Source organism: Flavobacterium sangjuense (assembly GCF_004797125.1).
GTDB lineage: Bacteria > Bacteroidota > Bacteroidia > Flavobacteriales > Flavobacteriaceae > Flavobacterium > Flavobacterium sangjuense.
This window is the reverse complement of sequence record NZ_CP038810.1, coordinates 1,429,470-1,443,219: the sequence shown is the minus strand read 5'-3', so window position 1 is coordinate 1,443,219 and position 13,750 is coordinate 1,429,470. Positions and strand designations below refer to the sequence as shown.

Genomic DNA, 13,750 nt, shown 5'->3' with positions numbered 1-13,750 from the left:
TTGGACTATAACCTGCTTAAAATAATTATAATAAGCAGACTACCTCAATCATACTGCAACCTAAGACAGAAAAATTCATGATTCGATTGAGTACAACTAGCACACAACTTTTCAGGCTTCATAGCATGTAGCGCTCATGTTGTATAGGAAATTCTTGATAAGAAATAATTCGTTTTACTCCTTCAGGTCTCTTTTGTAAGTTCTTCTTCTTTTAAAGGTAACCGGATCAAAATGCTTCCACATATTATGTATGGCATGATTATCCTCAAGTTCAGGAGTTCGTATGCAGTTTTGAATTCCTTTTTCTTTAAAAGTAGTGTAGTATTCATTAAAAATAATTGCAGTAACTCCTTTGCTTTGGTATTCGGGGTCAATACCTATTAAATAGAAAAGTACATCCTTACTTTCTTTCTTTGCTTTAAGCAAATGATAAAATCCAAATGGGAACAACTTCCCTTTTGCTTTTTGCAATGCTTCTGAAAAACTTGGCATCACTATACTAAAAGCAACCATATTGTCATCTTTATCCATTACAAATTTTATGTATTCCGGATTGATAAAGCTGATGTATTTTTTCTTGAAATACTCTTTTTGAACATCGGTAATCGCAACAAAAGAAGACAAGCTGGCATACGAAGCATTAAATAAATCAAACATCTTGTCTACATAAGGCATGATGTCTTTGGTATTCGTAAAGTTTAGTGCGGTAAGCTGGTACCTTCTTTTTATCAATTCGTTTGGCTTGACAAAAAATTCTGTTTTCACATTTGAAAAAGGGAATCTGTTCTCCAGATATTCTTTCTCCTTTACATAACCCAATCTTTCCAAATGAACCGCATAATATGAATAGTTATACCAGGTAATCATGGAACCTATTTCATCAAAGCCTTCAGTAAGTACTCCGACTTTATCCAAATTTGAAAAACCCATCGGTCCTTCAACGTATTCTAAATTGTTTTTTTTGCCCAATTCATATACTTTCTCCAGCAACGCTTTGGTCACTTCAATATCATCAATGACATCCCACCAGCCAAAACGGACTTTCTTTTTTTGTTGGTTATTAACCTCATCCCAATTAATGATAGTCGCAATTCTGCCAACAACTTTATTGTCCTGGTAAGCCAAATAGAAATACGCTTCCGCAGATGTAAATGCCGGATTTTTAGTTTTATCAAAGGTGTCCAACTCGTCATTGATTAACGGCGGAACCCAATAAGGGTGGTTTTTGTATAAGGCAAACGGAAAATTTACAAATTCCCTGAGTAGCTTCTTGGAATTGGCTTCAACTATGGTAATCATTATTTGGTCTTTTCTAATTCGACTTCGTCTTTACGTTTTTTGCCTTTATCTCTTTTCGATTTTTTGTCTTTCTTAGATTTCTTTTCGCCTTTTATCCTTTTATAATTGGTTTCATAATTGCTGTCAAAACGCCACGCCATTCCAACATTTGCCAAAAGCAACGACGGTGTATCTTTCACATTTTTGCTAAAAGAAAGATCCAATTGAATGTTTTCGCGAACCAAATAAGCAGCACCAATCCTAAAAACAGTATCAGCATACCAATCACTTTTGTATCCCTGAAATTCCAGAAACCCAGACCAACGCATATTAAATCCTCTTGTCATAGTAGATATAATTCCCAAAGTCGGATAATCGGTCATGTACTTATCAGCGATAATATTGTTAACCCAAACCCATTTACTTCCAAAATGATTCTGAGTTATAACCATCACTTTTGGACTTATGCCTTTATCTGTTGGAAACGTGAACGGATTATTTCCCAAATTAAAATTGACTCCGGCATAAACTGCAACAGCCGGAATAAATTGCTTCCAGTTGAATTTGTGATTGGCTTTCCAACTATAGATATTCGGTTTGTCTTGTTTGATAAAAGGATCATAAACCAGGTATTTTGCACCAACGGTAAGTTGCTTAAATCCGCCGCGAGTATCTTCAACTAATGGCGCTGTATACCAATCGTATTGGTATTGTGTATTTAAAGCAAATTCAAATTGGTCAAAAAAAGCACCGTATCTTACATCGATTTCCGTTCCGAAACCATTGGCTTCATAACGCGATAAATTGTGTTCTTCTCTTATGCCATACAATCCCGCTTCTGCCTGAATAACAGTCTTTCCTACTGAAAATGCCGACATCGATTTTCCCGGTCTATTGGAATTAATTATGTCGGTATACTGTGCATATTGTGTAGCCGAAACCAACAAAAAACTTACCGAAAGAAATGTTTTTATATTCATCATACGTGAAGAAATTTAAACGTTATAACTTATCCTTTCAAAAGTAGTATAATTTATTATTTATTTAAGAAGTCAAAGCGAAATTTAAATTATGGAATTTAGTATTTTTGACAAAAATTATTTATTCAATGGAAACCGCATCTTTTCAGGGACTTATAGACGTTATTTTATTCATTATCATTTTCTATTATGTAGTGAAGTTTTTAGCACGTTTGTTTTTACCTGTCTTAGCCAAAAAAGTAGTTGAAAAAGCATCACAGCAATTTCAGCAACAGCAAGAAAATTATCAAAACCAAAATACCACTCAAAATCAAGCAACCGAAAAGCCAAAAGAGAAAAAAATCGTTGGTGAATATGTTGATTTTGAAGAAATAGAATAATTTAGTGTTGCTGTTTTAGATAACAGCCAACTATAAACCATCAACCAAATTACATGAAGCAACTTCAAAAGTTCTACCCGCATCTATTAGCCATCATTGGTTTTATCGTTATCTCATTAGTTTACTTCTACCCTATTTTGCAAGGCAAAAAAATATACCAATCCGATATTGCAAAATATACGGGAATGGCAAAAGAGCAAATTGATTTCAGGGCCGAAAATCACACCGAACCCTATTGGACAAATTCCTCTTTTGGTGGTATGCCAACGTATCAATCGGGTGCTAATTATCCTAATGATTATATCGGAATGCTGGATAATGCTATTCGGTTTTTGCCTCGTCCGGCAGATTATTTATTTCTTTATTTCTTAGGATTTTATGCGTTGATGCTGGTCTTTAGAGTCGATCCTTTAAAAGCATTTTTTGGCGCGCTCGCTTTTGGATTATCGACGTATTTGATTGTCATTATTGGCGTCGGACATAACGCCAAAGCGCACGCCATTGGGTATATGCCTCTTGTAGTCGCTGGTTTTATTTTGGTTTTCAAAAAGAAATATTTGCATGGCGGAATTTTAACGATGCTCGCCGTTGCTCTCGAAATTACGGCCAATCACTTTCAGATGACATACTATTTGTTATTGCTTTTGATAGTGATGAGCGGCTACTTTTTATACCGACTATACCAAGAAAAGGATTTAAAATCATTGCCAAAAATCATCGGAACATTTGCTGTTGCGGTTATTTTGGCTGTTGGAGTGAATGCGACGAGTTTGATGGCAACCAAAGAATATGCTGATTTTAGTACGCGTGGCAAAAGCGAGTTAACGTTAAATGCTGATGGTTCTAAAAAAGAAAGCAACATCGCGATGGACAGAAGCTATATCACCGAATATAGTTATGGTATTGTGGAAAGTCTGAATTTATTTGCACCGAGATTATTTGGTGGTGGAAATGGCGAAAAACTTACCGAAGATTCACATGTGTATAATTTCATGCTCAACTATGGTGCATCTCCGGAAGAAGCACGGGAGCTTACCGATAATTATGCTGTAACCTATTGGGGTGATCAACCTCAAGTAGCTGCACCGGCTTATATTGGCGCTGTGGTTTTCTTCTTTTTTGTCTTGGCATTATACCATGATAAACGCAAAATAAAATACGCTTTTGTTGCCGGAGCAATCTTTTCTTTACTGCTTTCCTGGGGGAAAAATTTATCATTCCTGACGGATTTGTTTATCGATTATGTCCCGATGTATGATAAGTTTAGAGCGGTTTCTTCTATACAGGTGTTATTGGAATTATGCATTCCTGCTCTGGCAATTATGGGTTTACAGTCTTTCTTTACCAATGAAGAAAACCGTTGGAAAAGCTTATGGAAAACCGGAGCTACAACTTTAGGAATTATAGTGTTGCTATTTGTATGTAAAAGCATGTTCAACTTTGCAGGTGAAATTGATCACCAATTAATTGATGCGCTAAAACAACATCCTGACAAATCATTTGGAACTCAATTCATAGATGCACTAAGAGAAGACCGAAAAGATTTGTATTCAGCCGATTTATTGCGTTCCGGATTTTTGATTGCTATTTCGTTTGGTGCACTTTATTTGTATACCAAAAACAAACTGGCAGCCAATACAGCGGTGATTTTGGTTGGATTATTTATGGTTGGCGATTTGTTCTTTGTAGATAAAAATTATCTAAGCAACGATGGAAAACAGTTCAGAAGTGCTTACGAAATAGACAACCCTTATCAGCCAACACAAGCCGATTCACTGATACTTCAGGACACAACCCACTTTAGGGTTTATGAATTAGCCGGTGGTATTTATAGTCCGCGTTCTTCGTATTTCCATAAATCAATTGGAGGTTATAGCGCAGTTATGCCAAGACGCTTTAAGGAAGTTTATGAGCATCATTTCGAAAAAAGCATGGGCGATTTGGGAAGCATCATCGACCCACAAACACTCTCAATTACCAAAAGCATTCCTATCATCAATGCGTTTAATATCAAATATTTGATTGTTGGTACCGAAAAAGGTGATATTCCAATTGTGAATCCGTTTCATAATGGAAATGCGTGGTTTGTAAAAGAACTGAAAACTGTCAACAATGCCGATGAAGAAATTAATGCCTTAGGAAAAATAGATACTAAAAATGTAGCCATTAGAAACAAAGAAAATTTCAAAAAATCTGGGGTTATACCAGTTTTCAAAACTGATAGTTTGGCTACTATAAAATTAGACTTATACAAACCAAACCATTTAATTTACACTTCAAATAATTCAAATGATGGTTTTGCTGTCTTCTCTGAAATCTATTATAAAGATGGTTGGAAAGCTACCATTGATGGAGAAGAAAGCGATATTCAGAGAGTAGATTATACTTTACGTGGAATGCTGATTCCAAAAGGAAAACACACCATCGAATTCAAGTTTGAACCACAAGTTGTAAAAACAGGAAGTACGATTGCGTTGTTCAGTTCTATCCTAATGTTCATCGTGATTATCGGTGGCGTTTATCTTGATAACCGAAAAAAGACGTAATGTCAGCACCTAAGAAACTTTTAATCATCACTTATTATTGGCCGCCAGCCGGTGGACCCGGAGTGCAGCGTTGGTTAAAGTTTGTCAAGTATTTGCCCGATTTCAACATTCAGCCAATTGTTTACATTCCCGAAAATCCAACCTATCCGATTATAGATAACGGTTTGCAAAGCGAAGTTTCAGAGAAGGCAATAATTCTAAGAAACAAAATCTTTGAACCTTATGGTTTGGCTTCTTTTTTTGGCAAAAACAAAACCAAAAAAATCAGTTCCGGAATTATTCCAAATCAGAAGAAACAATCCTTTTTAGAAAAAACTTTACTTTGGGTTCGTGGCAATATTTTTATTCCCGATGCGCGTTATCTTTGGGTAAAACCATCTGTAAAGTACCTGAAAAAATACATCGAAGAAAACAATATTGACACCATAGTAACTTCCGGTCCGCCGCATAGTTTGCACTTAATTGGCTTACAATTAAAAAAGGATTTAAACGTAAAATGGTTCGCCGATTTCCGCGATCCATGGACAACCATTGGTTATCACAAAGCGTTGAAACTATCTTCATCTGCAGCCAAAAAACACAAAGCGTTAGAAAAAGAAGTGTTGAACTCGGCCGACACTATAATCGTTACCAGTAAAACCACAAAAACCGAATTTGAAGCAATCACATCCAAACCAATTGAAGTGATTACAAACGGATACGATGTAGAAAAAATCGAAAAGCAAACTCTGGACTCCAACTTCACTTTGGCACATATTGGCTCGTTTCTTTCGGAAAGAAATCCGAGGATTTTATGGAAAGCCTTAAAGGAACTTATCAAAGAAAATAAAGATTTCAAAAACGATTTTTGTTTGAAATTAATTGGTGCTGTAAGTCAGGAAGTTTTAGACACAATTTCCGAATTCAAGTTGAATGATTACGTTCAAAACCTTGGTTATGTCTCGCATCAGGAAGCCGTCGAACACCAACGAAAATCACAGGTTTTATTGCTAATCGAAATCAATTCCGAAGACACTAAAAGCATCATTCCCGGAAAACTTTTTGAGTATATGGTTTCCGAAAGACCAATAATTGCAATCGGTCCTGAAGACTCTGATTTTGCCGAAATTATTACTTCTACCAATACCGGCGTGTTCTTTACTTATTATGAAAAGGAAAAACTAAAAGCCTTACTTTTGAAATACTATGAGGAATATCAAAATCAAAACCTGAAAGTGCACGCCGTTGGTTTGCAACAATATTCCAGAAAAAGCTTGACTGAAAAACTGGCAAAACTTATTTCATAATATGAAAAAACTGTTATTCCTTTTATTGTTTTTTGTTACTTATTCTAATCACTCTCAAACAATAACGCCATCAATTGGTATTGGCATCCCGATTTCTAAAAAGACCGAATTTCAAAAAGCGATTATCCATTTCAATGACAGCACTTCTATTGAAGGCATCGGCCGACTGAAAACCATTTTTACCTCTCAGGAAGAAGTTATCATTTTTAAGATTGAAGAAAAAGATAAAGACGAAACCTGGACGGTTAAAGAGGCTCAAGGAATAACGATTGTTTCTGATGATGAAGTTATACATTACGAATATCTGAAAGTTACCAAAAACAGTTATGCCGAATTATATGAAGTCGTTACAGAAGGCGATGTCAAGCTTTACAAAAAAAGAAGGGTTTATAGAAATTCAGGAACAACAACATCAACTACTTCTAAAAGTGTTCCTATAGGCAACACAGGACGAACTGCAGGCATTCCATCAACTACAACTTCTTCCGGCATTCCAACCGAAAATGAAAAGCTAACCTATTATGTAAAAAGGGAAAACGAACCTTATCCAACAAAAATCAGGGACAATTACATAAAATCATTTGCAGAGTATATGAAGGATTGTGATGTAGCGGTTGAAAAAATAAAAAATCACGAATACAACTTCAGTGAGCTGAAAGATTTAGTAGATTATTACAATGCTAACTGCGGAGAATAGCCAAAAACCGCTAACTTCGTAACTCATAACTTATAATTCATAACTCATAATTCGAATATGGGAATCGTCCAAAGTCAATCCATTAAAAACACCATCATCACGTTCCTTGGGTTCGGAATTGGTGCTATTAATGCGTTGTTTTTGTATACCAACTTTCTCGGAAAACTGCATTACGGAATTGTAGCCACCGTACTTTCGGGCGCTAATATTATGATGCCGCTGATGGCTTTTGGCGCGCAGAATACATTAATCCGATTCTTTTCTTCTTATAAAAATCAGAAAGAGCGCGACGAGTTTTTAACGTTTATACTGTTTCTTCCATTGGCTTTAATCATTCCTGTTGGACTTGGATTCTATTTCTTCTACGATGGAATTTCACATGCCTGGATATCCGAAAACCCTGAATTAAGACCTTTCTTCTGGCTGATTCCGGTGATAGGTTTATTCATGGCGTATTTTGAGGTGTTTTATGCCTGGGCAAAAGTTCATATGAAGTCGGTGACAGGAAATTTTATCAGTGAAGTTTTGGTGCGGATGATTATAATGGCGTTGCTTGTTTCCGTTCATTTCGGATATATTGCCAAAGATACTTTCGTGTATTGTGCCGCTTTGGCGTATTTCGCTCAGCTGGTGGCCATGAAGCTCTATGCATTATCGATAAAGATGCCTGTTTTGCGATTTGTTGTTCCAAAAAATATCAAGGAAATTGTACAGTATTCTTCGTTTATAATTGTTTCGGGCGGTATAGCGGTGATGCTCGTAGATTTTGACAAAGTCATGATTGCGCGATATCTTCCGGTTTCTGAGAACGCATTGTATTCTGTTGCCATATTTATTTCTACGGTAATTGCGGTTCCAAGCCGCGCCATGACACAGATTGTTGCTCCGATTACGGCCAAATTAATGACCGAAAACAAACATGACGAACTCAATGACCTGTATAAAAAAAGTGCCATCAATCTCCAGGTTGTTGGTGGATTGATCATGATATTAATTTTTGTCAATATACATGAAATATATAAGCTGATTCCGCAAGATTACAGTGGTGGAATTTTGGCTGTTTTTCTTATTGGTTTATCCAAATTTTACGATGTATTATTGGGCAACAACAACTCTATTATCGTTAACACCAAGTACTACAGAACCGTTGTGCTATTTGGAATTTTTACGGTTGTATTGATGATTGTGCTTAATGCGGTTTTCATTCCGCTTTATGGTATTGAAGGTTCTGCTTTTGCCACTTTGATAACCGTTGCGATTTACAACACTATCAAACTTATATTCGTTGTCAAAAAGTTGGATTTGTATCCGTTTACCCATAAAACACTACAATCGCTTGGCATCTTAGCGGTTTGCTTCCTGCTATTTTACTTCTGGGATTTCCCTTTCCACGCGATTATCAATATTGGATTAAAATCGATTTTGGTTGGTGCTTTATATGTGTTTTTGAACTACAAACTTCAAATTTCTGAAGAGGTTAATAATGTCATCGGAAATGTTTTAAAAAAGGTAAAGTTGATTTAATAGACTACTGAATATATTTTTGTAAATTCGTAATCCTAAATTTAAACCAACCAAACTCATGAAAAAAACACTTGCTGGACTTCTTGTTTTGCTTATCATTACGTTCGTTAGTTGTAAATCTGATAAAAAAGAAAACAACGACAATACTGATGCTAACTTCGCGTCATTTGAAACCAAATTTTTAGATGCTTACTGGAAACAATATCCTTCGGGTTCTATAGCTCAGGGTTATGGAAAATATTATGACAAATTAGTTGTGCCAAACGCAGCTGCTTTTGAAAACAATGTTGCTTTTTCTAAAAAATGGTTAGCCGATTTAGACGCTTTGGATTATGACCAATTAAGTGATAATAACAAAATCAGCAGCAACATCATCAAAAACCAATTGGAAAGCGATATTTGGTACACTACCGTTTTCAAACAACAGGAATGGGATGCTTCTGTGTATAACATTAGTGGCTCATGTGATTATATCATCAATCAACCATATGCGCCTTTGGATGAGCGCTTGAAAATCCTGACTAAATATCTGGAGAATTCTGATGCGTATTATAAAGCGGCTTTAGAGAATTTGAAACAACCAACCAAAGAGCATTTGGAAATGGCTATCAACCAAAACAAAGGCGGAATCGGATTATTTGGCAAGTCGCTTACCGATTCGATTGCGGCATCACATTTAAGTTCGACAGAAAAAGAGGCGCTGCAAAAAAACATCACCAAAGCGATTGCCGCCATGAATGGTTATATAAGTGGATTGCAAAAAATTGATGGCGATAAAAACTTCAAATTCAAAGATTACAGAATTGGTAAAAAACTGTTTGCCGAAAAATTCAAATACGACCTAGTTACCGATTTTACTCCGGAACAGATTTATGAAAAGGCTGTTGCCGATAAGAAAATGTGGCACAAAAAAATGTATGAAACAGCAAGTAAAGTCTGGGGCAAATATTATCCAACACAAGCAAAACCAAAAGACAGCCTTGACGTAATCCGAAAAGTCTTGAGCAAAATGCAGGACAATCATGCTACACCGGCTAACTTTTATCCAACGCTGAAAAAACAAGTAACTGATTTGAAAAAATTCATTATCGAAAAAGACTTATTCGATTTTGATACTGTTTCTCCACCAATCAAGGTTAGGTATATGCCAGAGTACGCCAGAGGATTTGCAATGGCCAGCGCTGAGTTTGTCCCACCATATCAAAAAAAGGGTACAACCTATTACAATATTGATGACTTAACGCTATATCCGCCAGCGAAAGCTGAAAGTGCTTTGCGCGAAACCAATACGTATACTTCTCAGATATTATCTATCCACGAAGCGGTTCCGGGTCATTGCCTACAGGGGATTTACAATAACAAAAAATCACCGGATGTATTGCGCTCTGTTTTCCAAAATGGCGCTATGATTGAAGGTTGGGCTGTATATACCGAAGGTATGATGGTAGAAAACGGCTGGGGAAATCACGAGCCTGAAATCGAATTGGCATTGGGTGTTTGGAAACTTCGTGAGTTAGCAAATGTGATTATTGATTACGATATTCAATGTTTGAACAAACCTAAAGAAGACATCGTAAAATTATTGTCCAAAGAGTGTTTCCAAACCGATCAACAGGTTGAGGAGAAATACCACAGAGCAACCGTTTCTCAAGTGCAGCTTTGTTCTTATTTCAGCGGCGCTACAGCAATCCAACAGTTGAGAGATGATTATAAAAAGAAAATGGGCGACAAGTATAGCCTCAAGGATTTCCATGAAAAATTCTTAAGCTTTGGAAGTTCACCTGTGAAGTACATTCGTGAGCGAATGTTAGAATAATTTTAAACGACATAGTATGACAAAACAAATTTGGCTCAATCTTCCGGTTAAGGATGCATTGAAATCGAAAGACTTTTTTAGTAAAATTGGATTTACTTTTCTTGAAGAAAGAACAACACCTGATTCAGCTTGCATGCTCGTCGGTGAAGGCAATTTTGTGGTAATGCTTTTTGGAGAAAGTATGTTTCAGAATTTTATCCAACACCAAATTACCGATACCAAACAATCAAGCGAAATCCTGATTTCTATTGATGCCGAAAGTCGTGAAGAAGTAAACGCGATTGCTCAAAATGCAAAAGCTGCCGGCGGTTCTGTTTTTGCCGAACCAGCCGAAAATCAAGGCTGGATGTATGGTTGCGGTTTCTGTGATTTAGACGGCCATCGCTGGAATGTGCTCTATATGGATTTTAGTAAAATGCCACAACATTAATAATTAAATGTCATGAAAAAAATAAACTTTTCAATTGATATCAAAGCATCCAAAGAAAAAGTATGGTATTCGCTTTGGGATGAAGAAAACTACGAAAACTGGACCAGTGCTTTTTGCGAAGGCTCTTTCACGATTTCTGATTGGAATGAAGGCAGCAAAATTCATTTCATGTCACCAAGCGGTGGCGGAATGAATTCGAAAATCAGCATCAAAAAACCTTTTGACATTATGTCTTTTGTGCATCTTGGTGAAATAAAGGAGTTCAGGGAAATGCCAAATACTCCGGAAACGCAGCAATGGTCTGGTTCTGAAGAACGTTATGATTTAACTGAAAAAGAGGGTATCACAACGGTTACAGCGACTATGGATGTCGTAGAAAAATTTGCTGATTATTTCAGTGAAACTTTTCCAAAAGCTTTGCAAAAGGTAAAAGAAATTGCAGAAAACGAAACGAACTCGATTACTGTTAGAGTCTCAACAAAAGAATCATTAGAAAAAGCATGGAATTATTTCACAAAACCGGAACATATCGTCAATTGGAACAATGCTTCAGACGATTGGCATTGCCCAAAATCAGAAAATGATTTAAAAGTTGGTGGTACATTTACCGCAACTATGGCTGCGAAAGACGGCTCTGTGAGCTTTGATTTTACCGGAATCTATTCAGAAGTTGTTCCAATGAAAAAATTCGTTTACACCATTGCTGACGGAAGAAAAGTAACGGTTAAGTTTGACGTATTGGATAATCTAGTAATCATCACCGAAAACTTTGAGCCCGAAAACATTCATTCCATTGAACTGCAAAGAGGTGGATGGCAATCAATATTAGACAACTTTAAAAAATATCTTGAAAATAAGGGATAAGGGAATAGAGATAAGGATAAGTGAACTTTACATAACTTATCCCTTTTAACTTATCCCTAATCCCTTATAAAACAAAAAAACCTTTTAAACCTAAAAAAATGGCATCAATTAATCCCTATTTAATTTTTAATGGAAATTGCGAAGCAGCATTTCTATTTTATCAATCAGTTTTTGGCGGCGAATTTCCATACATTGGAAAATTCAGCGACATGCCACCTTCAGATGATTCGAATTGTCCGCCACCATCAGCACAAGATGCAAACAGAATCATGCATGTTTCATTACCAATTGGAAATGGTAGTATTTTGATGGGAAGTGACAGTACTTCACAAAGTGGCGATGTGGTTATTGGAACCAATGTTTCTATGTCACTTAACACAGAAAGCAGAGCCGAAGCAGATAAACTTTTCAACGGACTTTCAGCCGGTGGAACTATCATAATGGCTATGGACAAAACATTTTGGGGCGCTTACTTCGGAATGTTCGTTGATAAATTCGGCATTCACTGGATGATAAACTTTGATGAAACACCACAGAAATAAGTATAATAAACAAGTTCCTCAAAGGCATTTCGAAAGGAATGCCTTTTTTTAATATATTAGCCTACAAAACTTTACAACCATGAAAACCAATTACTTTACTTCACTCCTACTTTTATTTATTTGTCTATTTTCTCTATCCAATATAAATGCCCAAAAAACAAACCATGCAAACGCTATCAGCACCGCTGCCGATAAAATAGAATCCAAAGTTATTGCCTGGAGACACGATATTCACGAACATCCTGAATTGGGAAACCATGAAGTAAGAACTGCAGCTTTAATTGCCAAACACTTGCAATCGTTAGGCATTGAAGTAAAAACCGGAGTTGGAATCACAGGTGTCGTCGGAATTTTAAAAGGAGGCAAACCCGGACCGGTAGTAGCACTTCGTGCCGATATGGATGCACTGCCTGTGGAAGAAAAAAATAATTTGCCTTATTGTTCCAAAGTAAAAACCATGTACAACGGAAAAGAAACTTTCGTAATGCACGCCTGCGGACACGATGCACACGTAGCCATATTAATGGGTGTTGCTGAGATGTTATCAGGGATGAAAAAAGAACTTAAAGGTACCGTGAAATTCATCTTTCAGCCAGCCGAAGAAGGTGTTCCTGCAGGAGAAGAAGGTGGTGCAGCATTAATGATAAAAGAAGGTGTACTCGAAAACCCAAAAGTGGATGTTATATTTGGTTTGCATATGAGCGCCCAAACTGAAGTAGGTAAAATTAATTATCGTCCCGGTGGTTTTATGGCAGCTGTGGGCACAGTCAAAATAACCGTAAAAGGAAAACCGTCACACGGCGCTTATCCTTGGTTGTCCGTTGACCCAATTGTGGTGGCGGCTCAAATCATCAATAATTTACAAACTGTTGTCAGCCGTAATGTCAATATCACACAAAATCCTGCTGTGGTTACTATTGGTTCTATTCATGGAGGAAATCGGGATAATATCATTTCGGAAAATGTTGAAATGTTAGGCACCGTAAGAACTTTTACTGACGATGACGAAAAACTAGTCTATGCGCGTATCAGGCAAATTGCTGAAAAAACTGCTGAATCTGCCGGAGCAACTGCAGAGGTTATTCTACCATACGAACATTACTATCCGGTTACTTTTAATAACGAAAAACTAACTGCTGCTATGCTGCCTTCACTACAAAAAGCGGCAGGCAAAGAAAATGTCAATTTAGCGCCTGCCGTTACCGGTGCCGAAGATTTCTCTTTCTTCCAACAAAAAGTGCCGGGCATGTACTTTTTTATTGGTGGCATGCCAAAAGGAGCTGATGTTAAAGCTTCCGGCCCACATCATACGCCTTCATTTATAATAGATGATAGCGCCTTTAAAACCGGGCTAAAAGCAACTTGTAATTTAGTTTTGGATTATATGGAGATGAATAAGAAATAAAC

At 36.7% G+C, this 13,750-nt stretch carries 12 protein-coding genes; 10 read left to right on the top strand and 2 right to left on the bottom strand.

Annotated elements, in window-relative coordinates:
* Positions 1–174 precede the first annotated feature (174 nt).
* Together GS03_RS06330 and GS03_RS06325 are read right to left on the bottom strand one after the other, a co-directional pair.
* On the bottom strand, positions 175–1,299 hold the full coding sequence (locus GS03_RS06330) for a GTP cyclohydrolase (RefSeq protein WP_136151710.1): 1,125 nt from the start codon (positions 1,297–1,299) through the stop codon (positions 175–177).
* Positions 1,299–2,261: a transporter gene (locus tag GS03_RS06325; protein WP_136151709.1), complete on the bottom strand. Its 963-nt coding sequence runs from the start codon at positions 2,259–2,261 to the stop codon at positions 1,299–1,301. Before GS03_RS06325 ends, GS03_RS06330 begins: the two co-directional genes overlap by 1 nt.
* Positions 2,262–2,386: 125 nt before the next feature.
* On the opposite strand from GS03_RS06325, the gene GS03_RS06320 reads away from it, so the two are divergent.
* The 10 genes from GS03_RS06320 (at position 2,387) to GS03_RS06275 (ending at position 13,748) form a co-directional block, all read left to right on the top strand.
* Positions 2,387–2,638, top strand: a complete 252-nt coding sequence (locus GS03_RS06320) for a DUF4834 domain-containing protein (RefSeq protein WP_136151708.1) — start codon at positions 2,387–2,389, stop codon at positions 2,636–2,638.
* A 53-nt stretch (positions 2,639–2,691) separates the two neighbouring features.
* Positions 2,692–5,184 carry a YfhO family protein gene (locus GS03_RS06315; RefSeq protein WP_136151707.1) on the top strand — a complete coding sequence of 831 codons (2,493 nt, stop codon included), beginning with the start codon at positions 2,692–2,694 and terminating at the stop codon, positions 5,182–5,184.
* On the top strand, positions 5,184–6,470 hold the full coding sequence (locus GS03_RS06310; RefSeq protein WP_136151706.1) for a glycosyltransferase family 4 protein: 1,287 nt from the start codon (positions 5,184–5,186) through the stop codon (positions 6,468–6,470). The genes GS03_RS06315 and GS03_RS06310 overlap by 1 nt, the downstream gene beginning before the upstream one ends.
* A 1-nt stretch (position 6,471) precedes the next feature.
* Entirely contained in the window at positions 6,472–7,167 is a 696-nt protein-coding gene (locus GS03_RS06305; RefSeq protein ID WP_136151705.1) for a hypothetical protein, read from the top strand.
* A gap of 57 nt (positions 7,168–7,224) precedes the next feature.
* A complete protein-coding gene (locus tag GS03_RS06300; protein ID WP_136151704.1) occupies positions 7,225–8,691 on the top strand; it encodes a lipopolysaccharide biosynthesis protein in 1,467 nt (488 codons plus the stop codon).
* A gap of 58 nt (positions 8,692–8,749) precedes the next feature.
* Entirely contained in the window at positions 8,750–10,507 is a 1,758-nt protein-coding gene (locus tag GS03_RS06295; protein ID WP_136151703.1) for a DUF885 domain-containing protein, read from the top strand.
* Positions 10,508–10,523: 16 nt separating this feature from the next.
* Positions 10,524–10,937, top strand: coding sequence for a VOC family protein (locus GS03_RS06290; RefSeq protein ID WP_136151702.1), 414 nt, complete (start codon positions 10,524–10,526; stop codon positions 10,935–10,937).
* Positions 10,938–10,949: 12 nt separating this feature from the next.
* Positions 10,950–11,801, top strand: coding sequence for an SRPBCC domain-containing protein (locus GS03_RS13445; protein WP_317128595.1), 852 nt, complete (start codon positions 10,950–10,952; stop codon positions 11,799–11,801).
* A 98-nt stretch (positions 11,802–11,899) separates the two neighbouring features.
* Complete coding sequence (locus GS03_RS06280; RefSeq protein WP_136151701.1) at positions 11,900–12,343, top strand: VOC family protein; 444 nt, start codon at positions 11,900–11,902, stop codon at positions 12,341–12,343.
* A gap of 79 nt (positions 12,344–12,422) precedes the next feature.
* A complete protein-coding gene (locus GS03_RS06275; RefSeq protein ID WP_136151700.1) occupies positions 12,423–13,748 on the top strand; it encodes an amidohydrolase in 1,326 nt (441 codons plus the stop codon).
* Positions 13,749–13,750 lie beyond the last annotated feature (2 nt).

Coding starts and splice junctions, on each gene's coding strand:
- GS03_RS06275 (WP_136151700.1), top strand. CDS start 12,423: ATGAAAACCAATTACTTTACTTCACTCCTACTTTTATTTATTTGTCTA.
- GS03_RS06295 (WP_136151703.1), top strand. CDS start 8,750: ATGAAAAAAACACTTGCTGGACTTCTTGTTTTGCTTATCATTACGTTC.
- GS03_RS06300 (WP_136151704.1), top strand. CDS start 7,225: ATGGGAATCGTCCAAAGTCAATCCATTAAAAACACCATCATCACGTTC.
- GS03_RS06325 (WP_136151709.1), bottom strand. CDS start 2,261: ATGATGAATATAAAAACATTTCTTTCGGTAAGTTTTTTGTTGGTTTCG.
- GS03_RS13445 (WP_317128595.1), top strand. CDS start 10,950: ATGAAAAAAATAAACTTTTCAATTGATATCAAAGCATCCAAAGAAAAA.
- GS03_RS06290 (WP_136151702.1), top strand. CDS start 10,524: ATGACAAAACAAATTTGGCTCAATCTTCCGGTTAAGGATGCATTGAAA.
- GS03_RS06320 (WP_136151708.1), top strand. CDS start 2,387: ATGGAAACCGCATCTTTTCAGGGACTTATAGACGTTATTTTATTCATT.
- GS03_RS06310 (WP_136151706.1), top strand. CDS start 5,184: ATGTCAGCACCTAAGAAACTTTTAATCATCACTTATTATTGGCCGCCA.
- GS03_RS06330 (WP_136151710.1), bottom strand. CDS start 1,299: ATGATTACCATAGTTGAAGCCAATTCCAAGAAGCTACTCAGGGAATTT.
- GS03_RS06315 (WP_136151707.1), top strand. CDS start 2,692: ATGAAGCAACTTCAAAAGTTCTACCCGCATCTATTAGCCATCATTGGT.
- GS03_RS06305 (WP_136151705.1), top strand. CDS start 6,472: ATGAAAAAACTGTTATTCCTTTTATTGTTTTTTGTTACTTATTCTAAT.
- GS03_RS06280 (WP_136151701.1), top strand. CDS start 11,900: ATGGCATCAATTAATCCCTATTTAATTTTTAATGGAAATTGCGAAGCA.